Annotated in this window: 19 protein-coding genes and 1 pseudogene; 12 read left to right on the top strand and 8 right to left on the bottom strand. The window is 68.4% G+C overall.

Features of this window, described 5'->3' with window-relative positions; translation table 11 throughout:
• The first annotated feature begins 1 nt into the window (after nucleotide 1).
• The 8 genes from modA to AB0M22_RS01935 all read left to right on the top strand — a co-directional run bounded on the left by modA (nucleotide 2) and on the right by AB0M22_RS01935 (nucleotide 6,615).
• Nucleotides 2-781: a molybdate ABC transporter substrate-binding protein gene (modA, locus tag AB0M22_RS01970; RefSeq protein WP_364719831.1), complete on the top strand. Its 780-nt coding sequence runs from the start codon at nucleotides 2-4 to the stop codon at nucleotides 779-781.
• Nucleotides 778-1,590, top strand: coding sequence for a molybdate ABC transporter permease subunit (modB, locus tag AB0M22_RS01965; RefSeq protein ID WP_364719828.1), 813 nt, complete (start codon nucleotides 778-780; stop codon nucleotides 1,588-1,590). Before modA ends, modB begins: the two co-directional genes overlap by 4 nt.
• Nucleotides 1,587-2,636, top strand: coding sequence for an ABC transporter ATP-binding protein (locus tag AB0M22_RS01960; RefSeq protein WP_364719824.1), 1,050 nt, complete (start codon nucleotides 1,587-1,589; stop codon nucleotides 2,634-2,636). The genes modB and AB0M22_RS01960 overlap by 4 nt, the downstream gene beginning before the upstream one ends.
• A 126-nt stretch (nucleotides 2,637-2,762) precedes the next feature.
• On the top strand, nucleotides 2,763-3,932 hold the full coding sequence (locus AB0M22_RS01955; protein WP_364719821.1) for a thiolase family protein: 1,170 nt from the start codon (nucleotides 2,763-2,765) through the stop codon (nucleotides 3,930-3,932).
• Entirely contained in the window at nucleotides 3,929-4,948 is a 1,020-nt protein-coding gene (locus AB0M22_RS01950) for a phosphotransferase family protein (protein ID WP_364719819.1), read from the top strand. Before AB0M22_RS01955 ends, AB0M22_RS01950 begins: the two co-directional genes overlap by 4 nt.
• Nucleotides 4,945-5,685 (top strand): SDR family oxidoreductase, encoded by a 741-nt coding sequence (locus AB0M22_RS01945; RefSeq protein WP_364719816.1) that lies wholly within the window; start codon nucleotides 4,945-4,947, stop codon nucleotides 5,683-5,685. The genes AB0M22_RS01950 and AB0M22_RS01945 overlap by 4 nt, the downstream gene beginning before the upstream one ends.
• 88 nt (nucleotides 5,686-5,773) lie before the next feature.
• Nucleotides 5,774-6,352 (top strand): pyridoxamine 5'-phosphate oxidase family protein, encoded by a 579-nt coding sequence (locus AB0M22_RS01940; RefSeq protein WP_364719814.1) that lies wholly within the window; start codon nucleotides 5,774-5,776, stop codon nucleotides 6,350-6,352.
• Nucleotides 6,353-6,405: 53 nt separating this feature from the next.
• Nucleotides 6,406-6,615, top strand: coding sequence for a TOBE domain-containing protein (locus AB0M22_RS01935; protein WP_364719811.1), 210 nt, complete (start codon nucleotides 6,406-6,408; stop codon nucleotides 6,613-6,615).
• Between the two features lie 8 nt (nucleotides 6,616-6,623).
• On the opposite strand, the gene AB0M22_RS01930 is transcribed toward AB0M22_RS01935, so the two are convergent.
• The 3 genes and pseudogenes from AB0M22_RS01930 to AB0M22_RS01920 all read right to left on the bottom strand — a co-directional run bounded on the left by AB0M22_RS01930 (nucleotide 6,624) and on the right by AB0M22_RS01920 (nucleotide 10,105).
• A complete protein-coding gene (locus tag AB0M22_RS01930; RefSeq protein ID WP_364719809.1) occupies nucleotides 6,624-8,570 on the bottom strand; it encodes an MFS transporter in 1,947 nt (648 codons plus the stop codon).
• 317 nt (nucleotides 8,571-8,887) lie between these two features.
• A pseudogene (locus AB0M22_RS01925) lies at nucleotides 8,888-9,214 on the bottom strand (transglycosylase family protein); the annotation flags it as partial.
• 423 nt (nucleotides 9,215-9,637) lie between these two features.
• Nucleotides 9,638-10,105 (bottom strand): YiiD C-terminal domain-containing protein, encoded by a 468-nt coding sequence (locus tag AB0M22_RS01920; RefSeq protein WP_364719807.1) that lies wholly within the window; start codon nucleotides 10,103-10,105, stop codon nucleotides 9,638-9,640.
• A gap of 230 nt (nucleotides 10,106-10,335) precedes the next feature.
• Between AB0M22_RS01920 and AB0M22_RS01915 the strand changes: the two genes are divergently transcribed.
• The 3 genes from AB0M22_RS01915 (at nucleotide 10,336) to AB0M22_RS01905 (ending at nucleotide 15,090) form a co-directional block, all read left to right on the top strand.
• Complete coding sequence (locus AB0M22_RS01915; protein WP_364719805.1) at nucleotides 10,336-11,283, top strand: hypothetical protein; 948 nt, start codon at nucleotides 10,336-10,338, stop codon at nucleotides 11,281-11,283.
• A 153-nt stretch (nucleotides 11,284-11,436) separates the two neighbouring features.
• Complete coding sequence (locus AB0M22_RS01910; protein WP_364719803.1) at nucleotides 11,437-14,133, top strand: discoidin domain-containing protein; 2,697 nt, start codon at nucleotides 11,437-11,439, stop codon at nucleotides 14,131-14,133.
• A 72-nt stretch (nucleotides 14,134-14,205) separates the two neighbouring features.
• Nucleotides 14,206-15,090, top strand: coding sequence for a hypothetical protein (locus AB0M22_RS01905; protein ID WP_364719801.1), 885 nt, complete (start codon nucleotides 14,206-14,208; stop codon nucleotides 15,088-15,090).
• Here the strand turns inward: AB0M22_RS01905 and AB0M22_RS01900 are convergent.
• From AB0M22_RS01900 to AB0M22_RS01885, 4 genes are all read right to left on the bottom strand, one after another.
• Complete coding sequence (locus AB0M22_RS01900; protein WP_364719799.1) at nucleotides 15,072-16,838, bottom strand: gamma-glutamyltransferase; 1,767 nt, start codon at nucleotides 16,836-16,838, stop codon at nucleotides 15,072-15,074. The two genes, AB0M22_RS01905 and AB0M22_RS01900, sit on opposite strands and share 19 nt — an antisense overlap.
• A 381-nt stretch (nucleotides 16,839-17,219) precedes the next feature.
• Nucleotides 17,220-17,687, bottom strand: a complete 468-nt coding sequence (locus AB0M22_RS01895; RefSeq protein ID WP_364719796.1) for a helix-turn-helix domain-containing protein — start codon at nucleotides 17,685-17,687, stop codon at nucleotides 17,220-17,222.
• Nucleotides 17,688-17,797: 110 nt separating this feature from the next.
• Complete coding sequence (locus tag AB0M22_RS01890) at nucleotides 17,798-18,433, bottom strand: response regulator transcription factor (protein WP_364719794.1); 636 nt, start codon at nucleotides 18,431-18,433, stop codon at nucleotides 17,798-17,800.
• Nucleotides 18,430-19,608 (bottom strand): histidine kinase, encoded by a 1,179-nt coding sequence (locus AB0M22_RS01885; protein WP_364721598.1) that lies wholly within the window; start codon nucleotides 19,606-19,608, stop codon nucleotides 18,430-18,432. The genes AB0M22_RS01890 and AB0M22_RS01885 overlap by 4 nt, the downstream gene beginning before the upstream one ends.
• Nucleotides 19,609-19,805: 197 nt before the next feature.
• On the opposite strand from AB0M22_RS01885, the gene AB0M22_RS01880 reads away from it, so the two are divergent.
• A complete protein-coding gene (locus tag AB0M22_RS01880; RefSeq protein WP_364719791.1) occupies nucleotides 19,806-21,335 on the top strand; it encodes a multicopper oxidase domain-containing protein in 1,530 nt (509 codons plus the stop codon).
• A gap of 6 nt (nucleotides 21,336-21,341) precedes the next feature.
• Here AB0M22_RS01880 and AB0M22_RS01875 read toward each other — a convergent pair whose 3' ends face one another.
• On the bottom strand, nucleotides 21,342-22,097 hold the full coding sequence (locus tag AB0M22_RS01875) for an NYN domain-containing protein (RefSeq protein WP_364719788.1): 756 nt from the start codon (nucleotides 22,095-22,097) through the stop codon (nucleotides 21,342-21,344).
• Between the last annotated feature and the right edge of the window lies 1 nt (nucleotide 22,098).

The raw sequence follows: 22,098 nt of genomic DNA, 5'->3' as shown, positions 1-22,098 counted from the left end.
GATGATTCGTTCGCTGAGTGTCGCCGCCATGGCCGGCGTGGCCGCGCTGACCCTGGTCGGTTGCGGCTCCGACGACAAAGCGGCGCCCGCGGATACGAGCAAGGTCGGCGGCACCGTCACGGTGTTCGCCGCGGCCTCGCTGACCGAGACCTTCACCGAGCTCGGCAAGCAGTTCGAGGCCGCGCACCCCGGCGTCAAGGTGGTCTACAGCTTCGACGCCAGCTCGGCGCTGGCCGAGCAGATCAACCAGGGCGCCCCGGCCGACGTGTTCGCCTCCGCCGCGCCGAAGAACATGCAGCAGGTGCAGGACAAAGGCGAGGTGACCGGTGCGCCGTTCACCTTCGTGCGCAATCGGCTGGAGATCGCGGTGCCCAAGGGCAACCCCGGCCACATCACCGGCCTGACCGACTTCGGCAAGACCGAGCCGAAGATCGCGCTGTGCGCCGAACAGGTCCCGTGTGGCGCCGCCGCCAAGACAGTGTTCGAGGCCGCGGGCGTCAACCCGCAGCCCGATACCCGTGAGGCCGACGTGAAGGCCGTGCTGACGAAGGTCAAGCTCGGCGAGGTCGACGCCGCGCTGGTGTACCGGACCGACGTGCTGTCCGCGGGCGCCCAGGTGGAGGGCATCGACTTCGCCGAGGCGGCCAAGGCGATCAACGACTACCCGGTCGCGCCGCTGGCGCACGCGCCGAACGCGGCCGCGGCCGCGGCGTTCGCCGACTTCGTGAAGTCCGATCAGGCGAAGACGGTGTTCGCCAAGGCGGGATTCGACGCACCGTGACCCGGGTGCCGCGGCGACGGGCAGCACAGGGACGGCGACCGCTCGTTCTGGTGCTGCCCGCGCTGTGCGCGCTGGCGTTCCTGCTCGTTCCGCTGATCGGACTGCTGTGGCGGGCGCCCTGGCGCGGCCTGCCGGATCGGCTGCTGAACGCCGAAGTCGGTCAGGCGCTTCGGCTTTCGCTGGAGTGCGCGAGTCTCGCGACGGTGATCTGCCTGGTATTCGGGGTGCCGTTGGCGTGGTTGCTGGCGCGCGGCGAGGTGCCGGGGCGCGGGGTGCTGCGCGCGCTGGTCACCGTGCCGCTGGTGCTGCCGCCGGTGGTCGGCGGCGTGGCGCTGTTGCTGGTGCTCGGCCGGCGCGGGTTGTTCGGGCGGTATCTGTACGAATGGTTCGGCGTCTCACTGCCTTTCACGACGGCCGGCGTGGTGGTCGCGGAAGCCTTTGTGGCGATGCCGTTCCTGGTGATCTCGGTGGAAGGCGCGCTGCGGGCGGCGGATCCGCGGTTCGAGGAGGCGGCGGCGACGCTGGGGGCGTCGCGCTGGCTGACCTTCCGGCGGGTGACGCTGCCCTCCGTCCTGCCGGGCGTGGTGGCGGGCGGGGTGCTGTGCTGGGCGCGGGCGCTCGGCGAATTCGGCGCCACGATCACGTTCGCGGGCAACTTTCCCGGCAAGACGACCACCATGCCGCTGGCGGTCTACCTGGCGCTCGAAGCCGATCCGGAGGATGCGATCGTGCTCAGCCTGGTGTTGCTCACGGTGTCGGTCGCGGTTCTGGTCGCGTTGCGTGAGCGGTGGATTCGGGGCGCGGTATGACCCTGGAAGCCGAATTGCGAGTTACCCGAGGTCAATTCGAACTCGATATCCAATTGTCCGTGGCGGCGGGTGAAGTCGTCGCTTTGCTCGGACCGAATGGCGCAGGCAAGACCACGGCGCTGCGGACGTTGGCCGGGCTGACGCCACTGACCGGCGGCACCTTGCGGATCGGCGAAAAGACCTGGGACGCACCGCCGAAGGTGTTCGTGCCCGCCGAACAGCGCGAGGTCGGCGTCGTCTTCCAGGACTACCTGCTGTTCGGTCATCTGAGCGCACTAGACAACGTCGCGTTCGGCCTCCGCGCCCGCGGCCAGCGCCGTACCGCTGCCCGAGCACGCGCCAGCGAATGGCTGGATCGTGTCGGTCTCGCCGAGCACGCACAGGCCAAACCGCGAGCCCTGTCCGGCGGCCAGGCCCAGCGCGTCGCCCTGGCCCGCGCCCTCGCCACCGACCCCGCCCTGCTGCTCCTGGACGAGCCGCTGGCCGCGCTCGACGCCAGCACCCGCCTGCGCGTGCGCTCCGACCTCGCCCACCACCTCGCCGACTACCCCGGCCACACCGTGCTGGTCACCCACGACCCACTCGATGCCATGGTGCTGGCCGACCGTCTCGTCATCCTCGAAAACGGCGTCGTGGTCCAGGAGGGTTCCCCGAGCGAGGTCGCCCACCGCCCGCGCTCGGACTACGTGGCAAACCTGGTGGGCCTCAACCTCTATCGCGGCACCGCCCACGGCACCACCGTCGAACTCGACACCGGCGGCACCCTCACCGCCGCCGAACCCGGCGAGGGCCCCGTGCACATCGCCTTCTCCCCCACGGCCGTCAGCCTGCACCCCGACCACCCCACGGGCAGCCCGCGCAACACCTGGCCGGTCACCATCGCCGGCATCGAACAACACGCCCACACCATCCGTCTCCGCCTCGACGGCACCCCACCCGTCCTGGCTGACGTCACCCCCGCCACCGTCGCCGACCTCCGCCTGCGCCCCGGTCTGCGACTGTGGGCCGCCGTCAAGGCCACGGAAACCCATACCTATCCGGCCTGACTCCCGCCCCGGGTTCAGCGCGAATGGATAGTCTCGGGGTGGAGCGCGCATTCCCGTGCGGCCCGGAGGCGAATCCGTGTTAACTTAGACGAGAATCGCAACTAACTTAGCTGATCGGAGAGGGCTATGAGGTCCGCCGTCATCGTCGATGTCGTTCGTACCCCGTCGGGCAAGGGGAAGGTCGGGGGTGGGTTGTCGGGGGTCCATCCGGCCACCCTGCTGGCCGGGGTGTTGTCGGAGTTGGTGGCGCGCAGCGAGCTGGATCCGGCGCTGGTCGACGACGTGGTCGGCGGGTGTGTGACGCAGGCCGGGGAGCAGGCGTTCAACATCAGCCGGACGGCCGCGCTGGCGGCGGGGTTTCCGGAGTCGGTGCCGGCGACGACGGTGGATCGGCAGTGCGGGTCGAGTCAGCAGGCGGCGCATTTCGCGGCGCAGGGCGTGATTTCGGGGGCCTACGACATCGCGATCGCCTGCGGTGTGGAGTCGATGAGCCGGGCGCCGATGTTCTCGAACGCGCAGGGCAAGGACCCGAATCAGGGGCCGCTCGCGCATCGGTATCCGGAAGGGCTTGTGCAGCAAGGGATCGCGGCGGAGGTGATCAGCGCGCGGTGGAAGTTCGACCGGGTCGCGCTCGACGAGTTCGCCGCGCGTTCGCATCGGCTGGCCGCGGAAACCGCTGCGGCAGGAGGTTTCTCGAACGAACTGGTCGCGGCCGGTACCTTGACCGCGGACGAGACCATCCGCCCCACGACGACCGCAGAAGGACTGGCGGGGCTGAAGCCCGCATTCGTGGACGAGCAGTACACCCGGCGGTTCCCGGAGATCGAATGGTCGATCACGCCGGGCAACTCGTCCCCGCTCACCGACGGCGCGTCGGCCGCTTTGATCATGAGCGAGGAGGCGGCGAACAAGCTGGGCCTGCGCCCCCGCGCCCGGTTCCACTCGTTCTCGGTGGTCGGCGACGATCCGCTGCTCATGCTCACCGCGGTCATCCCGGCGACCCGCAAGGTCCTCGAACGCGCGGGTCTGAGCATCGACGACATCGACGCCTACGAGGTGAACGAGGCCTTCGCCCCGGTGCCGCTGGTGTGGCAGCACGAGCTCGGCGCGGATCTCGCCAAGCTGAATCCGCGCGGCGGCGCAATCGCCCTCGGTCACCCCCTCGGCGCCTCCGGCACCCGTATCCTGGCCACCATGGTCAATCATCTCGAGCAGACCGGTGGCCGCTACGGCCTGCAAACCATGTGTGAGGCAGGCGGATTGGCCAACGCGACCATCATCGAGCGCCTCGGATGACGGCGGCCCTGGCCGGCCTCGATCTGCCCGCGCTGCAACGGTATTTCGAGGCACACGTCCCGCAGACCGCGGGCCCGCTGACCGCCGCGCTGCTCAAAGGCGGCAAATCCAACCTCACCTACCGGTTGAACGACGGCACGAACGACTGGGTGCTGCGCCGCCCACCGCTCGGCCCGCTCACCCCCACCGCGCACGACATGGCCCGCGAATATCGCATCGTCGCCGCGTTGCAGGACACGAATGTCCCTGTCGCACAGGCCATCGCGCTGTGCGAGGACACCGAGGTGATCGGCGTTCCGTTCGCCGTCGTCGCCTTCGTCGACGGCCACGTCCTCCAGGACGGCGACCAGACCGCCGCACTGACCACCGACCAGGCCCGCGCCTGCTCGGAAGCGCTCATCGACACCCTGGCCGCACTGCACGCGGTCGACTACACAGCCGTCGGCCTCGCCGAATTCGGCCGTCCCGCCGGTTATCTCGCCCGCCAGGTCAAACGCTGGCGCGGCCAGTGGGACCGCGTCGCCACCCGCGAACTCGCCGCCCTCGACCAGCTCACCGACGCACTGCGCGCCGCGCTGCCGGACCAGGTGGCCGAGACCATCGTGCACGGCGACTACCGCCTGGACAATACGATCGTCGACCGCCACGACTTCGGCACGATCGCCGCGGTGGTCGACTGGGAGATGGCCACCCTCGGCGACCCGCTCGCCGATCTCGGCCTGCTCCAGGTCTATTGGGACGACCGCTGCGAGCCGGTGCTCGGCGTCCGGCACGCACCGAGCGCGAACCCGGGCTTCCTGTCCGTCGATGCGATCGCCGAACGCTACGCCGCCGCAACGGGTTATCCCCTGGATCACCTGCCGTTCTACCGCGCACTCGGCTACTTCAAGCTGGCGGTCATCGCGGAGGGTATCCACCAGCGGTTCCTCGCCGGGAAGACGGTGGGCGACGGATTCGCCACGATCGGCGCGGCGGTCCCGCTGCTGCTGGATGCCGGGTTGGAAACTCTCGCATGACGATTCGCAGCGCCCTCGTCACCGGCGGCTCCCGCGGCATCGGGGCCGAGGTGGCCCGCCGCCTGGCGGAGGAGGGTTTCCAGCTCACCATCGCCGCGCGTAACCAGGACGTGCTCACCGAAACCGCGACCCGCCTGCGCGCGGCGACCGGCGTCGAGGTGAATCCCGTTGTCGCCCAGATGAACGACCTCGACCAGGTCCGCGCCCTCGTCCAGGCCCACGCCGACCGCTTCGACGGCCTGCACGCCCTCGTGCTCAGCGCGGGCACCGGCACCGCGGGCGCCGTCGCCGACATGCCGGTGCAGACCTATGAGCGCATGCTCGACGTCAACTTCCGCGCCCCCATCACCCTCATCCAGGCCGCACTTCCCCTGCTACGCAAGAGCGCTCAGGACGACCCGCGCCGCGGCGCGAAGATCGTCGCCCTCGCCTCCATCACCGGTGTCGCCGGCGAGGCGGGCCTAGCCGCCTACGGCGCGACCAAGGCCGCCTTGATCTCGCTCTGCGAAACCGTCTCGCTGGAGGAGTCGGCCAACGGCGTCAGCGCGACCGCCATCTCGCCCGGCTACGTCGACACCGACATGACCGCCTGGAAACGCGACGTCCTCGACCAGTCGGCCATGCTGAGCACCGGCGACATCGCCGAACTCGTCCTCGCCATCACCCGGCTGTCCCGCAACGCGGTGGTGCCGAACATCGTGATCTCCCGCGCGGGCGACCAACTCTGGCGCGCGTGATCTGAGCCTCAGCCGCCCATCGGGACCCCGCCAGGGAGTTACGCTCAGTCGGGAGTCCTGTCATGGGACGACCGAGAAAGGGGCCCTGATGGCGAAGGTTTTCCCATACCTCGATGACGCGCTACGCAAGTTCATCGAAGAGCAGTCGATGTTCTTCGTAGCCACCGCACCCGTCGAAGGCGGACGGGTCAACCTGTCCCCCAAGGGTTATCGCGACACCTTCGCGATTATCGACGACCACACCATCGCCTACCTCGACCTCTACGGCAGCGGCGCGGAAACCATCGCCCACCTGCGCGAAAACGGGCGCATCACGATCATGTTCTGCTCGTTCACCCGCACCTCGAAGATCCTGCGCCTGTTCGGCACCGGCCGCGTGATCCGCCCCGACTCCGCCGAATTCGAGCCGCTGCGACCGCATTTCGGCCTGCAACACCCCGGCATCCGGGCCGCGATCGTGGTCGACATCGACCGCATCGCCGATTCCTGCGGCTACTCGGTCCCCTATCTCGAACTCGTCGACGAACGCCCGGTGCTCGACGCGCTGCACCGACGACGCACCGACGACGACTTCGCCCGCCGCATCACGGGCGACAACTCGGCCAGCCTCGACGGCCTGCCCGCGCTCGAACCGGACCACCCGCTGCCCTCCGCCATTCCCCGGTAGACACCGCGCGCATATCCCGCCGAGCCAAGGTTGCCCTGCGTATGCTCGCCAACATGCGACTGAGCACCCGCAACCAAATGGACGGCACCGTCATCTCGGTCACCCGTGGCGAGGCCATGGCCGTGGTCCGTGTCCGCCTCGCGGGCGGCGACGAGATCACCTCCTCGATCACCCGCGACGCCGTCGACGACCTCGAGCTCGCCGACGGCGTGCGGGTGCAGGTGCTGATCAAGTCGACCGAGGTCACCCTCGGCGTCGAGTAGCCGGACGGTTACCGCTCGACCGGCTGCGGCGTCAGTTCGGCCAGCTCCTGCTGCACCAGCCGGTCGTGCGCCGCGGCCTCGGCGGCCGCCTTCTTCGGGTTCCAGTGCCCGGCCATCAGGAAGACGAACGGCAGGAACGCGACCTGACCGAGCAGGCAGATCCACCACCAGCGCTCCCACTGCTGCGGCGAATCGGCCTTGGCCTGCTGCACCTCTTTCCCGTGTTCGGCCAGGTAAGCCTGGTCCTCGGCCGGGATGGTGCCGACCGACTGGAGCTGCGCACCCGCCTGCGCGAGCTTCGGTCCGACGGTGCCGAGGATCGCGAGGTCGGCGGGCGGGATCTGCTGCACGGCGGTCAACCGGGCGATCGCCTGATCCACCGGGATACCGAACTTCTTCGCGACCTGCCCGACGGCGGCCAGCCCGGCGTTCCCGTCGCTGGGGTTCGCGGCGAGCGCGGCCTGGGTGGCCGGTTCGATCGCCTGCAATGTCGCGAGTTCCTCGCGGTAGCGGGTGGTGAGCCCGAACGCCGTCTGGATCTCGGCGGGTGACGCGCCGGTCAGCTTGTTCAGCGCGGTCACCTGAGCGACCGGATCGTTGGGGTTCTTGCTCAGTGCCGCAAGGGTTTCCGGCCCGACCTGCTGAATCGTCGCCAGCTGCGGCCCGTACTTCGCCTGGATCTCTTGCAGTCGCGGCCCGAAGTTGACCAGCGGACCGGCCGCGTTCACGACCACCAGCAGGCCGAACAGCACGACGGTCACGACGCTGCGCAACGTGCCGCCCCACACCGCGAGCCCCACCGCGGTCGCCGCCGGATTGCGCTCCTCCACCGTCTCGGTGAAGCTGGCCATCCAGGTCGAGTAGGCGATGCCCGTGCCGACGGCGATGATGACGAACACCCAGGCGAAGGTGTAGTAGTCGGTCCCCGGCTCATCGGTGTACCCGATGAACAGGTACATGCCGACGATGCTGATCAGCGCGCCGGCGATCATGAACGGCTTGCGCACCTTCAGGTAGTCCGAGGCGATCCCGGCCGTCACCAGCGCGATCGCGTTGGCGGTCCAGTACCAGTTGCCCAGCGCGTTGGCCTTGGCCGGGCTGAAGCCGAAGTTCGTGGCCATGTAGACGGGCAGGAAGGACACGATCGTGTAGAAGAAGGCCAGGAACAGGCTGATCGCCAGCGCCGAGCCGACGATGTTGAGCCGCAGCATCTGCCGCCACTGCCCTTTTTCCAGCTCGCCGACGTTCAGTCCGCGGGCCCGCGCCTCGATCAACGCGCGATCGCGCAGCGACACCATGATCTGGTCGCGCAGCCGCGGGCTGAGTTCACGCAGGCCGACCACCGCGATCACCGCGATGACCAGGCAGATCACCCCGCACAGCCGGTAGTGGTACTGCCAGTCCGGGTGCGTGTCCAGCGTCCGGGTGGAGATCCCGGTGGTGACCAGCGCGCCGATCACCGGGCCGAGGGTCCAAAAGCCCATCGCGGAGGCCCGGCCTAGCTGCGGGGAGAAGTCGCGGATCAGCGCGGGCGTGGCCACCAGCACCGCGCCCTCGACGATGCTCACCACCACGTAGACGAAGAGATACTGCTCCTTCGTCGTGGTCGCCGGCACCGCGAACAGGGTCAGCAGCGAACAGATCACCACGCCGTAGGCGACGATGTTCGCCCGGCCCCACCGGTCGAGCACCCCGGCCAGCACCGAGGCGGCCGCGCCGAACGCGGCGCCGATGATGAAGATCCAGACGAAGTAGGCGAACGACAGGTGGAAATAGGCGATCAGCTCATTGCCCACCGCGCCGGTGACGAACAACTGGTAGTAGAGCGCGATCGAGGCGATGACGACAACGGTCAGATACCAGGATCGGGCGGGGGTATCGGGATAGTGCGGAAGCTTGCGCTGCCACAGCCCGGTGAGAATAGTCGGCGGTGCTGCGGTCGTGGTCGAACTCATGGTCGAGATGCCTTTCTAGCCACGGCATCTCGTCCGGCTCAACAGCGAGCCGGACCGAACGAGCCGGGTGGCAACAGGCTAGTGATCGGCCTCACCACCCGCAGGCATTTCGCGACACGAGACCGAAACGTGTTCTAGTTCGGATTCGTGGGATGAAATTCCTGCGCGCTCGCTGGGCGCACCCGAATTCGATATTACGAAAAGTACTTCGACCGGGAGTTGATCATATCGAAATCAAGCGATTACGCCCGGCGATCGATCGCCCCGAAATAGCCCGGCGCCTACCGTGATTCACGGTAGGCGCCGGCGACACGCTAGAGGTACGCGCCGCAGACCGGCCAGGCGCCGGGACCCTGGGTGGCGAGCACGTTCTCCGCGACGCGGATCTGCTCGGCGCGGCTGGCGTTGCTCGGGCTGCCGGTGCCGCCGTTGGCGGACCAGGTGCTCTGGGTGAACTGCAGACCGCCGGAGAAGCCGTTGCCGGTCTCGATGCCCCAGTTGCCACCGCTCTCGCACTGCGCGACGGCGTCCCAGTCGTGGGCCGACGCGGTGGCGGTGGACAGGCCGAACGGGACGGCCACGAGGGCGCCCAGTGCGGCGGTGAAGCCGAGGACGCGGGTGCTGAACTTGCGGTTATGCGACATGTGGGATTCCTGCCTGCGCCCACCGGCACGGCACGTGCTCGCCGTGTCCCTGCCCCCAGGTGTGTCGGGGATCCTCCAACCGCGGGACAGGGTCGCCGGCATTCAGCGGTTCGAGTTCGAGCCCGTCATCGATCGGGCTCCGGCGACGGTAGCGAAGAAGTCGCTACGAATCACGCCGCGATCACGGATCCATTGCTGAACCGATAGTCGAGGGTTATGCCGTTTATGCATCTCGAGCAGGCAAAAGGAATCATCAAGGCGAACAGTAATTGTTACGTTATGTGCCCGAGATCACTCTCGAATTGTGTCATCGGTCGCACGCGGACACGCCGACGTCCCACTGAGCGGGACAGGAATGCGAACTTCGCCCTGCACGGCTCGATTCAAGCGTCAATCATTCGTGATCAACGAAGCGGCAATCCGCTACTTACCGAGCGCCCGCAGTTGATAAAGCCCCTCGGTCTCCGCGACCACTACGCCGTCGGAATCGGTGACAACCGCGTGCACGGTGAAGTTCGATTTGCCGTTGGTCGCGGCTTCTTCGGCGATCCGGGCGATCTCCGCCGCCGACAGACTCGCCTCAGCGCGCACATCGGTCTTCGCCGGCTTGCGGAAGTAGACGTGCAGATCCTTGACCAGCGGATAGAACTCGGAGTTGTCGAACGTGGCGATCGCGATCGCGCCGCCGAGGATCTCCGCCACGGTGAACAGCACGCCCGCGTACATCACGCCGAAGTGGTTCCCGTTGCCCTCGATCGGCACCGTCGTCGCGGCGAACCCGGGTCGCACGTCGACCGCGGTCACCCCCATCCGGTGCGCGACCGGAATGGTGAATTCCAGTGCCCCGTTGACGATCTCCGCGAACGGCGGCGTCTCCAGCTCGTCAGTCATCCCGCATCATCCCTTCGCACCGGGGCGTCGTCGCCTCCGGTGCAGCGTATCGCCCGGCCGGGGCGCAAACCCGGTGCGGCGCTGATCGTCTCGACGAGCGGGTGCCACGCCAGCCTCACCGATGGTGCGTCGTTCTCCCCCGCTACGCGCGCATACTGCACAGGTTCAGCCCCCATTCGGCGATTCGCGCTCTGTGGCCGCGAATCGCACCCAGACAGCCGAGGTGTGCAATGACCAGCTTGGACAAGGCAACGGTCGCGGTAGCGGCACTGACCTTCGCCGCGTTGTCGGCGGTTGCCGCGCCCGCGGCGAGCGCCGCACCGGTATGCGGCGGCGCGGGCCAGCCGACGCTGGTGGCCGCGACGCTGGCGGGCGCGCTGGAAGGGCTCACCGTCGACGCCCGTGGGCGGGCCTATACAACGGACCTGGCGACCGGCCGGGTGTATCGGATCGACGCGCCGGGCGCGGCGCCGGTGCCGATCGCGACCGTGCCGAGCGGCGGTGGCGGCGCGCTCGCCTGGACGCCGGACGACAAACTGCTGGTCGGCTACGGCGCGGACGCCCGTTCGTTCGCCGGCGACTCGCTGCGCCACGCCGGAATTATCGAACTCGACCCGGACACCGGCGCGGTCCGCCCGGTCGCCGCCGGACTCAGCGCCGCGAACGGCATGGATGTCGCGCAGGACGGAACCGTCTACGCCACCAACGACTTCGGCAGTCTGGTCGGCCGCGTCTACCCGAACGGCGTGGTCCAGGCCGACTGGACCTCGTTCCCCAGCGCGAACGGCGCGGTCCTCGGCAAGGACGACGAATACCTGTACGTCAGTAGGACATTCGCCAACCCGGGGGTGAGCCGGATCCCCACCGCCAACCCGGGCGCGCCGCAGTCGCTGCTCGACCTCGGCGGCGCCGACGCGCTCGCCGCACCGGACGGGCTGACCCTGGACTCCCTGGACCGCCCGGTGGTCCCGCTCAACACGGCCGGTCAGGTCATCCGGATCGACGCCCCGAACCAGTACTGCATTCTCGGCGGCGGCAACCCGCTGACCAGCGTGCTCACCTATGGCCGCGGCAGCACGGGCTTCTCGGCGGGCCGCCTCTTCGGCGCCACGTTCACCGGTGTGGTCTACGAAATCCCCGGCGGCTTCGACCCGAATGCCCGCACCGCCACGCCGTGACCTTCGAGCGCTCTCGGACGACGCCGTAGCCTCGGTTATCGCAGTCGATCTTAGGATGGCTGGTGGCGGGCCGTCCCGGGTCGTGGTCGCATGGAATTCGGGCCGGGTAGCCGAGCACGACACGATCGTCCATGCGTCACATGGAGGTACGGCTTGCGTTCTCGCACCGAAGTCCTGATCGGCATCGCGTTCGTCGTGGCCGTCGCCCTGGTGGCCGGCGGGGTCGTGTTCGCCGTCCGGCAAGCGTCGCGAGACGAGGCCGCGCCGGTGTGCCCGGGTGATGATGCCGCGTCCGCGCCGGGATGGTCGGCGTCGAATACCGAGGTGGATGCCGCGTTCGAGCAGCATCCGTTCGTCGGCAACGGCTACCTCGGGCTGCGGGTGCCGCCGCGCGGCGCGGGCTACGCGCTGACCGGGGAGATGAGTGGCTGGCCGCTGTACACACCGCGCTACGACGGCGCGTTCGTCGCCGGGCTGTACGGGCACACGCCGGGGCTGGCCGACGATCGTGAGGTCGCCGCGGCGATCCCGAACTGGTCCGCGCTGACCGTCGGCGTCGGCGACGACACGTACTCCGCGAGCACACCGGCCGCACAGATCACGAACTTCGCGCAGACGCAGTATCTGCGCTGCGGGTTGGTGCGAACCGCGCTCACCTGGACCAGCCGCGACGGCAAAGCCACCGACCTGGTGTACGACGTCATCACGGATCGCGTCGATCAACACGTGGGCGCGGTTCATCTCACGCTCGTCCCACACTGGTCCGGCGAGATCGCGGTGACCGACCTGCTCGACGGCGCGGGCGCCCGCCGGATGACCCAGACCGAGGGCGGCGCGAGCGACGGCGATATCCAGGTCGGCTTCCGCACCGAAGGCACCGGCGTCGTCGGCTCGGTCGCGTCGGTACTGAGCACGGGAACGTCGCAACAGCCCGCCCCGGCGCGGGATCTCACCGTCAGCCAGCAGAATCACCTCACCGTGCGGGACGGAAGGTCTTACGAGGTAACCAAATTCGTCGGCGTCGACACCGCGCTCACCGCCCGTGATCCGGTGGCCGCAGCCCACGACGCGGCGCAGCGGGCGGCGAGCAAGGGCTGGCCGGAACTGCTGGCGGGCACCGCCGAGGCGTGGCGCTCGTTGTGGGAGGGCGACATCGAAGCTCCTGGCAACGCCGACTTGCAGACCTGGGCGCGCGGCGCGCTCTACTCGCTGTACTCGAGCACGAATGCCCAGCAGGACAACAGCATTTCGCCGGTCGGGCTCAGCAGCGACAACTACGCGGGAGCGGTGTTCTGGGACGCGGACATCTGGATGTTCCCCGGACTGCTCCAATTGGCACCCGATCTCGCCAAATCCGTTGTCGAGTACCGGTTCAAGACCCTGCCCGCTGCACAGGCGAACGCTCAACAGCTCGGCTACCGCGGCGCGTTCTATCCGTGGACCAGCGAAAGCCGTGGCGCCCTTGCGGAATGCCACAGCTGGGATCCGCCGCACTGCCTCACCCAGATCCATCTGCAAGGCGATATCTCCCTCGCCGCCTGGCAGTACTACCTGGCCACCGGCGACACCGGTTACCTGCGCGGACGGAGCTGGCCGATCATGCGGAACCTGGCCGAGTTCTGGGCCTCCCGGGTGACGCCGAATCCGGACGGCAGTTACTCGATCGAAAACGTCGCGGGCCCAGACGAATACAGCAACGGCGTCAAGGACGGGGTCTACACCAACGCGGTAGCCGCACTGGCCCTGCGCAATGCGGCCCGCGCCGCCGAAATCCTCGGCGAGCCCGCCCCGCCCGAGTGGACCGGGATCGCCGACCACCTGCGCATGCCCTTCGATCCGGCGCGGCAGATCTTCGCCCAGTACGACGGCTACGCCGGGACGCCGATCAAGCAGGCGGACACGGTGTTGCTGATCTATCCGCTGGAATGGCCTATGTCGCAGGAGGTTTCGAGCAATACGCTCAGCTACTACGCCGAGCGCACCGATCCCGACGGTCCCGCGATGACCGACTCGGTGCACGCCATCGACGCCGCGGCGATCGGTGCACCCGGCTGCGCGACGGACACCTACCTCGAACGAGCGGTCCGGCCGTTCGAGCGAGCGCCGTTCGGGCAGTTCGCGGAGGCGCGCGGTAGCAAAGCGGGCGTGCAAGACGCATTGGCCGGTGCGCCTGCCTTCACCTTCGTCACCGCGGCAGGCGGTTTCCTGCAAACCTTCACCAATGGCCTGCTCGGACTGCGGCTGCGGGCCGACGAGGTTCGCATCGATCCGACGCTGCCGCCGGAACTCAGGTCCGGGTTGAACATTCGCGGCATGCATTGGCAGGGAAGGACTTTCGACGCCGAACTAGGACCCGACAACACGACGATCACGCTGAAAGACGGTGCGGCGATGCAGGTCCGGACCCCGACCGGCACGCAGCTGGTGAGCCGCGACCACCCACTGATCGTCAAGACCCGCCGACCGGACCTGGCCCCCACCGACAACCTCGCCCGCTGCAAGTCCGTCTCCGCGAGTTCGGCCGAGCCCGGCCGATACGCCGAGGCCGCCGTCGACGGCAGCACCGCCACCGGCTGGGCACCCAACGCCGACCGCGGCACCCTCACCGTCGACCTGGGCGCGGAAACCGCGGTGGGCCGGATACTTCCGCGCTGGTCGGATCCCACGCCGGCGGCCACCGTCGCGGTGTCCCGCGACAACCAGACCTGGACGACCGTCACCGTCGACCCGGCGACCGGCGCGACCGCGAGCCCGGTCGCCGCCCGCTATATCCGGCTGGATGTCACCGCCGCGGACCCGGCCGTGCATCCGGGCCTGCGCGAACTGGAGATCTCGGCCCCGCTGAGGTAGGTCACCGCGGCGGCCGCGGACCGTCTTCGCGTGCCCAGCCGACTCCGCGCCGCGTCGGTACAGTGAGCGACGATGAACCCCGATCGTGCCAGCGAGCTTGCCGCGCAACAGGTCGGCGCCGCGCACGCGGACCCCGACCAGCGGTTGACGCTGGCCGCGAGCTGCTACCCGCCGCAGCTCAGCGCCTATGCCCGCGCCGAATTGACCTTCCTGCGCTGGGAACTGACCCGCGGCGTCCTGCACCCCACCGCGGGCAGCCCCTGGTGGCGCGCGATCAACGATCGGCTCCTGCACGACCAGCTGGAAGCCAAGCTGCTCGGCGCGAACGGCCACGCCTCGACGCCCGGCGCGCGACTATGGCAGCGGTTTCTCGCTTCGCCTTCACCGATCGCCTGGTATCGCGCGCACAACCTCAGCATCGTCTCCGGCTACCTGGAGAACCAGCAGCTGGCCGAGGCCGAGCTGGACGTCGAACGACTCATGATCAATGTGACGCTGGCCCGGGTGCTGTTCACGCACGCCTTGATCGAGTGCCCCGGCTTGGCGCTCGGCCGCTTCGCCCGGCTCGGTCCGCGGGTCGCCGATCCGCGCGGCAGTTCGGTCGGGCTGTTCCTGGATCTGCGCAATGTGTTCCCGCGGCGATATCCGTTGCACGGGTACTCGATTGACCAATTGCTCGCCGACGAAGGGCGCGCGGCCCGCGCCATCGACTTCGGCCTGATCCTGCCGAAGCGGGTCCCGGTCTACGCGTTCGCCGCGGCCAGCCTGGCGGAGCCGCGCATCACGACGCTGGTCGAGGGTGACCTGTTCCGGTACGGCGGACCGAGCGTGGACCCGACGCGGCTCGAGGCCGACGCACTGACCCGGGTTGTCGCGGCAGCTACCCGGGCTCGTGGAGATCGCCGGATTCGGGCCGCGCGCACCGTCGAGTCGCGGGATCAGCGGCCGACCGCATAGCCCTGCATGCCACGGGGATTCGCCGCCGCGGACAGCACACCCGATTCCGGATCACGGGCGACCGCGCACAGCCTGCCCTCCGACCAGGCTCCGCCGACGGTGACGTCGTGGCCGCGACCGAGCAGGTCCTCGATGACCGACTCGTCCATCCTCGACTCCACGACCACGCGGCCCGGTTCCATGTCCCGCGGGTAGAACGAGCTGGGGAACGACGAGTTGTGCCAGTTCGGCGCGTCGATCGCGGCTTGCAGATCCAGGCCGCCGTAGGCGACGGACAGGAAGAAGTGCAGCTGCCACTGGTCCTGCTGATCGCCGCCGGGTGTGCCGAAGGCCATGACCGGAACGCCGTCGCGCAGCGCCAGCGCGGGAGTCAGGCTGGTGCGCGGACGATGGCCTGGCGCCAGGGTATTCGGCAAGCCCTCGTCCAGCCAGGCCATCTGCAAGCGGGTGCCGAGCGGGAAGCCGAGTTCGGGGATGACCGGATTGGATTGCAGCCAGCCGCCGCTCGGGGTCGCCGAGATCATGTTGCCCCACTGGTCGACGATGTCGAAATGGCAAGTGTCGCCTCGTGTTTCCCCGGCGCTGGCGGGCGCGGGTTCGCCCGCGCCGGTCGATTCGGCGGCCGGAGCCGAGCCGGCGATGTGGGAGCTGAGTAGTGGCGGGCGCCCGTCCGGGCTGCCGGGGCGCAGTTCGTAGGAGGCCTGCGCGTCGATCAGTGCTCGCCGTTGCGCGTTGTACGACGGCGAAAGCAGCACGGACACCGGCACATCGGGCACGTCGCCGTACCACGCCTCGCGGTCGGCCATCGCCAGTTTGCAGCCCTCGATGAGCAGATGGACGTACTCGGCGGAGTCGTAGGCGGGCAGGTCCTCGGGCAGCAGGGCAAGTTGTTGCAGGAAGACCGGCCCCTGACTCCACGGGCCCACCTTGCAGATCGTCCAGCCGCGCCAGTCGTAGGTGGTCGGCGACTCGTAGGTGGCCGACCAGTCGGCGAGGTCCGCGGCCGTCAGGGTGCCGACGTGTCGCTCGCCGCTGGTGTCGAGGGTGGGCCGGGCAGACTGCCGCAGCATCGCCTCGGCGATGAATCCGGTGCGCCAAATGCGCCGTGCCGCTTCGATTTCGGCGACGCGGTCGCCGCCACCCTCGGCCGCGGCCGCATCGATCAATCGCCGCCAGGTACGTGCGAGAGCCGGATTGCTAAACAGCACACCGGGTGTCGGTGCTGCGCCATCTCGCAGATAGACCTCCGCGGACGAGGTCCACTCGGTGGTGAACAGTTCCCGGACACTCTCCACCTGCTGCTGAACTCGCGGAACCGGTGGGTGCCCGTCGTCGGCGTACCCGATGGCGAAGCGCAGCAGCTCACCCAAAGACCTTGTCCCGTAATCCCGCAGCAACACCATCCAGGCATCGAACGCGCCGGGCACCGCGGCCGCCAACGGACCGGTCCCGGGAACGAATTCGAGGCCGAGCCCGCGATAGTGTGCGGCACTCGCACCCGCCGGAGCCGGCCCCTGCCCGCACAGCACGCGCACCGGCGCACCCGCCGGCGCGAGAATCATCGGCACCTCACCGGCCGGCCCGTTGAGGTGCGGCTCGACCACGTGCAGCACGAAACCGGCGGCCACCGCCGCGTCAAACGCGTTGCCCCCGCCCTCCAACACCGCCATCGCGGACTGCGACGCAAGCCAATGGGTAGACGACACCATCCCGAACGTCCCCCGCAATGTCGGCCTGGTGGTGAACATGTCAACGCCTCCGGTCCCGAAGTCCCTCCGCACCCCAACCAGCACGGATCCCCCTGAAAACCTACAGACCCCACCCCCCACTCCCCCGCACCCACCACCCCCCGGAGCGCCGCCCCCACCCCAGCTAACCAGCCGTTATCACCGTCGCAGGCCCCGCCTACAACGTCGTCGACACACCCAGCAGCCCTGCGATGTCGAGCGAATTGAGATGCCGCCGAACCCGCTCGCCGAACATCGGAGCACCAGCTTTCTTCAACATCTCCGGTAGGGACACACTCCCATTGCCGGCCCTGCCGACGTACCCCACCCGCTGACCATGGCAGCATGCTACAAGCGACCAGGGACAGCTGATTGAATCCGCCTGCTACACAGGCCAATTGGTCAGTCGACCAGGCCCAATTCGTCTTCGAGTCGACGGAGGTCGTCGAAGGCTTGTCGCCGCTCGGCGCCCTGCTGGTCCCTGAAGGCGAAGACGTCTTTGCTGAGCAGTCTGGTGTGGGATCGGACCTTATGTGCGGGCAGAGTGCCGTCTTTGACGAGTTTCATCAGGGTCGGACGGGAGATCCCGAGGATCTTTGCCGCTGTGGTCGTGGTCAATTCGTTGGGCACGCTGGCCACGGTCACCGTGCAGCCGCGACCGACCAGGTCGAGAACCTGACCGATCAGTGCGGACAGTTCGGCGGGCATCTCCACGGTGCCACCGCCCCGAAGCCCGATGAGGACTCCGTCCGCGTCCGCGGCGGCGCGGTGCGCATCATCGAGATGAGCTTTGAAGGCACGAGCCTGCTCGACCTCGCCGGAGGTGATCGACAGGACGGCCCTGTCGTCACGAATGATCGTTTCGCTCATCGACTCGCACTCCTTCCCGCACGGTGTAGTCAATCCAAGATAGCCTCTTGCACTTATAAGTGCAACCAATTTCGGGTAGGACTGATCGGGTCGAGCCGGCGGCGGGGGGCTCAGGGGAGTTTGTGGGCGTAGACGGCTAGGCGGACTCGGTTGTCGCAGGCGGTTTTGTCCATCAGGTTGGCTACGTGGGTTTTGATGGTGGTTACGCCCAGGTGGAGGCGGGTGGCGATTTCTTGGTTGCTGAGGCCTTCGCCGACGAGGGTGAGGACTTCGCGTTCGCGGGGGGTGAGGTTCGGTTGGGGGGCTGGGGGTTTCGGGGTGGGGCGGGTTTCTATGGCGCGGGAGACCAAGCGGCGCAGGAGGGTTGGGGAGAAGAGGAGGTCGCCGTCGGCGGTGCGGCGGATGGCGGTGAGCAGGTCGGTGGGGGCGGTGTCTTTGACGAGGTAGCCGGTGGCGCCCGCGGCCAGGGCCGGGAAGAGGTGGTCATCGTCGTCGAAGGTGGTGAGTACCAAGACTTTTGCGCTCGGCCGGGCGGCGACGATCTGTTCGGTCGCGGCGACGCCGTCGAGTCCGGGCATGCGCAGGTCCATCAGGATCAGGTCGGGGGTCAGTTCGGCGTTCAGGCGGATGGCCTCGATGCCGTTGGCGGCCTCGCCGACGACCGCGAAATCGGGGGTGGATTCGATGAGCATGCGCAGGCCGGCGCGGACCAGGCGCTGATCGTCGACCAGCAAGACGGTGATCATTGCGCAGCCTCCGCTCCGGTCAGCGTTTCGACGCCGGGTAGCCAGGCGTCGACTTCCCATCCTCGCGCGGTGGCGCCGACGGCGAAGGTGCCGCCCGCGAGTTCGACGCGTTCCCGCATGCCGATGATGCCGTGACCGGCCGGATTCGGGCCGGAGTGGCCGACGCCGCTGCGGACCCGAACCGCGATTCCCGCGGCGCGACGAACCACCCTGACCTGGACCGGAGTGTCGCGGTCGGCGTGCTTCATGACGTTGGTGAGCGATTCCTGCACCAGCCGGAGCAGGGTGAGCCTGCCGATCGCGTCCAGTCCGGCCAGATCGGGCGCGAGTTCGGCCTCGACGGTGAACCCGGCCACTTCGACTCGCCGCACCGCCGCCGAGATCTCGGTCCGCACGGCGTCCGCGTCCACCAGCGCGACCTCCCCGAGCGCGGGATCGCGCAGCGCGGCGAGCAGGCGGCGGATGTCGGCGAGCGCGTCGGCGGCGGTATCGCGCACGTCGTCGAGCACCGCGTTCACCCGCGGATCCTGATCGGCCACCACGTGCCGGGCGATGCCGACGCGCAGCACGATCGAGGCCATGTGGTGCGCGATCAGATCGTGCAACTCCCGCGCCATGGCGCTGCGTTCGGCCGCCCGAGTGCGCGATTCCGCTTCGGCCCTGCGGGTTTCAGCGTCGGCCGCGCGCAGATACAGACTCGCCGCGAGATCACGTTGACCGCGCAGATACAGCCCGAGCAACAACGGCACACCGACGTACGTGCCCGCTTCGACCACGGTCGCCGCACCCCACAGCGAAGCGTCGTGAATACCCCACCGCCCGAGCACGACGGCCAGCGCCCAGCACCCCGCCGCGAACGCCACCCGCCCGTTCTGCCGAGTCCGCATCGCCACCTCGACCAGGGCAACGGCCCCGAGGAAAGGCACCAACCCCGACAACCCCCACGCAGGCGTGCGGAACATCGGAACGGCGAGCACCGACAGCGCGACCGAGACCACCAGCGGCCACCGGTCCCCCACCACGAACAGCCCGCTCGCCACCATGGCAAGCACCCAGTAACCCCACGGCACCCGGTACTGCCCGGGGAACGTGCTCGCCACCAACAGCACCGGGACCAGCACGAGCGGCAGACAACGCACGACCAGCCGCAAATCGCGCCGCAACCGGATCTCCATCACACGTCAACGGTAGGGGACGACGCATAAGCCGCCACCGGACACTCCCGATGCGCGGACCTCCAATAGCACCTCGAAACCTCCTCCACAAGGGTCCGCGGGCGGAGTCACAGCGGCCAAAAGGCGACTCCGCGGCCGATCTCCGCAACCCATCGGCAATCGAAGCTGGATAGGACAACGATCGAAGGAGTAGAAACGTGGTCTCGAGACGAGGCTTCCTCGCCGGACTGGCCATCGTGCCGCTGGCCGCAGGATGTGTGGCGCGATCGGGCGCGCCGATCCCCGGTTCCGGGACGACCAGGCCGCTGCCGATACCGCCGCTCGCCGCCTCGACGGTCGGCGCCGACGGCGTCCGCCACTTCACCCTCGACATCCAGCCGGGCAGCTCGGAAATCCTCCCCGGCAAGCGCACCCCCACCTGGGGCTACAACGGCGCGATCCTCGGCCCGACCGTGCGCGCCGCGCGCCACGAATCGGTGGCCTTCACCATCCGGAACTCGCTGCCGGAATCGACCACGGTGCACTGGCACGGCATGCACCTGCCCGCCCGGTTCGACGGCGGCCCGCACCAGACGATCGCCGCCGGCGGCACCTGGGAACCCGCGTGGACCATCGACCAGCAGGCCGCCATGCTCTGGTATCACCCCCATCCGCACGGCGCGACCGAAAAGCATGTCTACCGCGGACTTTCGGGCCTGTTCATCGTCGACGACGAGACGACCAACACCCTCGATCTGCCGAAAGAGTATGGCGTCGACGACATTCCACTCGTAATCCAAGACCGGCGCTTCACTGCCAACGGCGCACTCGACGAATCCGATCCGACCGACGTCGGCCTGCTCGGCGACACCATCGTCGTCAACGGCATCGCGGGCGCACATCTGGACGTGCGCACCGGCCGAGTCCGCCTGCGCATTCTCAACGGATCCTCGGGCCGCATCTACAACCTGGCCTTCGACGACCAACGCACCTTCCAGCTCATCGCCACCGACGGCGGCCTGCTCACCGCGCCGACCACCCTGCGCACCATCCAGGTCAGCCCGGGCGAGCGCGTCGAGCTGGTGGTCGAGCTGCGCGGCGACGAGCGAATCAGGTTGCGCTCACTGCCGATCGAGCAGCGCAGAGACATCGATCGCGCCGCCGCGTTCGGCTTCGACGACACCTTCGACATCCTCCAGCTCCATGCCGCGAAGACGTTGAAAACGTCAGCGCCCGTGCCGAACTCGCTCGCCATGATCCCCGCCCTCGCCGCGGCGGGTGCCACCCCCGACCACGCCTTCGAACTGAAGTGGTTCATGATCAACGGTCAGCGCATGGACATGAACCGCATCGACATGACCATCCCCGTCGACACCACCCAGGTGTGGACGGTACGCAACAACGACAACTGGCCCCACAACTTCCACGTGCACGACGTCCAGTTCCAGGTGGTCGACATCGACGGCCAGGCCCCACCGCCCGCCCTGGCCGGCTGGAAGGACACCCTCTACACCGAACCGCAGAACACCTACCGGCTCGCCATGCGGTTCGCACAGCACAGCGACCCGACCTACCCCTACATGTTCCACTGCCACCTATTGCTGCACGAAGACCACGGCATGATGGGCCAATTCCTGGTTCTCGCCCCCGGCGAACAGCCAGCGCCGATGCGAATGGACATGCCGGGCATGGAATCCGAGAGCCCGACCCCCGCGGGTAAGCATCCCGGTTCGGGTCACCACGGCTGAGCCGCGCTACTTGGCAGCCGGCCGATTCCGGACGTCGCGAACGTAGGTGACGGCCTGCTTACCTTCCCCGGGACTACGCGTATCCGAATCGAAAAGCGTTGTCGCCGCGAAGAGTTCACCGAGCTTGCTGTATCCGTAGGTGCGCGGGTCGAAGTCGGGACGCTGCTTGTTGATGATCGAGCCGACGCTGGACAGGGTCGCCCACCCCGAATCATCGGAGGCCGCGTCGACCGCGTTCCGCAGCAGGTTCATCAGCTTGGCATCGCCCTTGAGCTGATTGGCAGCCGGCCGCCGGGCCGGCGTCGGCAACTCTTCCGTTGTGCCGGTGAGGTTTTCGGTATAGATGAACTTGTCGCACGCCGCGACGAACGGCTTCGGCGTCTTGTGCTGACCGAATCCGTATACGGTCAAACCGGATTCACGAATGCGACTGGCCAACCGGGTGAAATCGCTGTCACTGGACACGATCACGAACCCGTCGAGTTTGCCGGTGTACAGCAGGTCCATCGCATCGATGATCATCGCCGAGTCGGTGGCGTTCTTACCCGTGGTGTACCCGAACTGCTGGATCGGCTGGATCGACTGCGCGAGCAGCTGATCCTTCCACCCCTTCAGATTCGTGCTGGTCCAGTCGCCATAGGCGCGCTTGACGTGCGCCGTCCCATACTTGGCCACCTCGGCCAGCAACCCGTCCGCGATCCCGGGCTGGGCGTTGTCGGCATCGATCAGCACCGCAAGCCGCGTAGCGTTGTCGCTGCTCAAG

The organism is Nocardia sp. NPDC051756, assembly GCF_040681495.1.
GTDB lineage: Bacteria > Actinomycetota > Actinomycetes > Mycobacteriales > Mycobacteriaceae > Nocardia.
This window is presented reverse-complemented; position numbering and strand designations above follow the sequence as displayed.

Coding starts and splice junctions, on each gene's coding strand:
- modA (WP_364719831.1), top strand. CDS start 2: ATGATTCGTTCGCTGAGTGTCGCCGCCATGGCCGGCGTGGCCGCGCTG.
- AB0M22_RS01960 (WP_364719824.1), top strand. CDS start 1,587: ATGACCCTGGAAGCCGAATTGCGAGTTACCCGAGGTCAATTCGAACTC.
- AB0M22_RS01955 (WP_364719821.1), top strand. CDS start 2,763: ATGAGGTCCGCCGTCATCGTCGATGTCGTTCGTACCCCGTCGGGCAAG.
- AB0M22_RS01950 (WP_364719819.1), top strand. CDS start 3,929: ATGACGGCGGCCCTGGCCGGCCTCGATCTGCCCGCGCTGCAACGGTAT.
- AB0M22_RS01945 (WP_364719816.1), top strand. CDS start 4,945: ATGACGATTCGCAGCGCCCTCGTCACCGGCGGCTCCCGCGGCATCGGG.
- AB0M22_RS01940 (WP_364719814.1), top strand. CDS start 5,774: ATGGCGAAGGTTTTCCCATACCTCGATGACGCGCTACGCAAGTTCATC.
- AB0M22_RS01935 (WP_364719811.1), top strand. CDS start 6,406: ATGCGACTGAGCACCCGCAACCAAATGGACGGCACCGTCATCTCGGTC.
- AB0M22_RS01930 (WP_364719809.1), bottom strand. CDS start 8,570: ATGAGTTCGACCACGACCGCAGCACCGCCGACTATTCTCACCGGGCTG.
- AB0M22_RS01920 (WP_364719807.1), bottom strand. CDS start 10,105: ATGACTGACGAGCTGGAGACGCCGCCGTTCGCGGAGATCGTCAACGGG.
- AB0M22_RS01915 (WP_364719805.1), top strand. CDS start 10,336: ATGACCAGCTTGGACAAGGCAACGGTCGCGGTAGCGGCACTGACCTTC.
- AB0M22_RS01905 (WP_364719801.1), top strand. CDS start 14,206: ATGAACCCCGATCGTGCCAGCGAGCTTGCCGCGCAACAGGTCGGCGCC.
- AB0M22_RS01900 (WP_364719799.1), bottom strand. CDS start 16,838: ATGTTCACCACCAGGCCGACATTGCGGGGGACGTTCGGGATGGTGTCG.
- AB0M22_RS01895 (WP_364719796.1), bottom strand. CDS start 17,687: ATGAGCGAAACGATCATTCGTGACGACAGGGCCGTCCTGTCGATCACC.
- AB0M22_RS01890 (WP_364719794.1), bottom strand. CDS start 18,433: ATGATCACCGTCTTGCTGGTCGACGATCAGCGCCTGGTCCGCGCCGGC.
- AB0M22_RS01885 (WP_364721598.1), bottom strand. CDS start 19,608: ATGGAGATCCGGTTGCGGCGCGATTTGCGGCTGGTCGTGCGTTGTCTG.